Annotated in this window: 1 protein-coding gene and 1 pseudogene; both read left to right on the top strand. The window is 46.2% G+C overall.

The window, feature by feature from the left end; genetic code table 11:
* Window positions 1-82 precede the first annotated feature (82 nt).
* On the top strand, window positions 83-427 hold the full coding sequence (locus tag GT019_RS32785; RefSeq protein WP_407945121.1) for a transposase: 345 nt from the start codon (window positions 83-85) through the stop codon (window positions 425-427).
* Window positions 421-1,263 (top strand): annotated as a pseudogene (locus GT019_RS31495) (IS3 family transposase); the annotation flags it as partial. The gene GT019_RS32785 and the pseudogene GT019_RS31495, both read left to right, overlap by 7 nt.
* Between the last annotated feature and the right edge of the window lie 36 nt (window positions 1,264-1,299).

Below are 1,299 nucleotides of genomic sequence, written 5' to 3'. Positions count from 1 at the left end.
TGGTATTATCCCCTTCAAGTAGACACTCAAAAAAACCTCGTGTTAACATGAAGTTTTGAGTGCCACTTGGAGGGGATATTTTATGGCTAAAAAAGGACAAACATTTCAGACGTATTCTGAAGAGTTCAAACTGAAGGCGGTCCGAGCATATGTTGAAGGCTCAGCAAGTTACAAGGTCATAGCTGAACGAGAAGGCATTCGTCACTGTTCCCAATTGAAAGTTTGGGTGAAGAAATGGCAAAACGGGGAGCCATTCGATGAGCGGAAAGACAACGAGCTAAACCCACTGAAGGGACGTCCTCGCACAACCTTTGACAGCATTGAGGAAGAACGAGACTACCTGAAGGCGCAGGTGGATTACTTAAAAAAGCGGTATCCAAATCTAATAAAGGAGAAGCGCCAAGCCAGCGAGAAAACTACGGAATAATGGAGGAACTGCGCCCCTTGCACGGCATTACAGGCTTGTTAGCCATTGCGGGAATACCACGGTCCAGTTATTACAAATGGCGAGCCACACGGCCGCAGCGCGAGGCAAAGCAAGACAACGATCATGAGATTAAGGAGCATATGATGGGCATTCATTTTGCACATCCAGAATTCGGCTATCCTCGCATGACGACAGCCTTGTGGGAGGCTGGCTACAACGTGAATCACAAGAAAGTACATCGAATTATGAAAGAATTATCCATTCAATCCATCATTCGAAAGAAACGAAAGCAATCCAGTTACGCTCCTTCAGTTGTGTATCCGAATCGCTTAAACCGTCAATTCCACGCCACGGCGCCGCAGCAGAAAATGGTAACCGACATCACTTATATTTCTGATGGAACGAGCTTTCATTACCTGTCCGTCATTCAAGACTTATTTAACAACGAGGTGGTTGCTTGGCAATTGTCCAAACGTAACGATGTTCAACTCGTGCTGGATACCATCACGCAATGGACAAGAAAAAGAGACGTCTCGGAAGCCGTGCTCCATTCGGATCAAGGCTTCCAATACACGTCTCAAGCGTACAACACACGATTAGAGGCATTCGGCGTTAAAGGCAGCCACTCTCGCAAAGCAACCTGCCTGGATAACGCATGCATCGAATCCTTCTTTTCGCATCTCAAAACAGAGAAGCTGTACCTCAAACAGTTTAATTCAGGAGCAGAAATTCAGCAAGCGGTGGAGGAGTACATTTATTACTACAACTACCACCGCTTTCAAGCCAAACTAAAACAACGCGCACCGATTGAGTATCGATGCGCGTTGGCTGCTTAGCTTTTTTCATTTGTCTACTTGACGGGGGTATGACCA

It is taken from the genome of Paenibacillus glycinis, from assembly GCF_009909185.1.
Lineage (GTDB): Bacteria > Bacillota > Bacilli > Paenibacillales > Paenibacillaceae > Paenibacillus_Z > Paenibacillus_Z glycinis.
Note: the sequence above shows the minus strand (reverse complement) of the source record. Positions and strands in the feature narration are given on the sequence as shown.

Excerpts from the sequence above, each read along its gene's own strand:
- GT019_RS32785 (WP_407945121.1), top strand. The coding sequence starts at position 83 with ATGGCTAAAAAAGGACAAACATTTCAGACGTATTCTGAAGAGTTCAAA.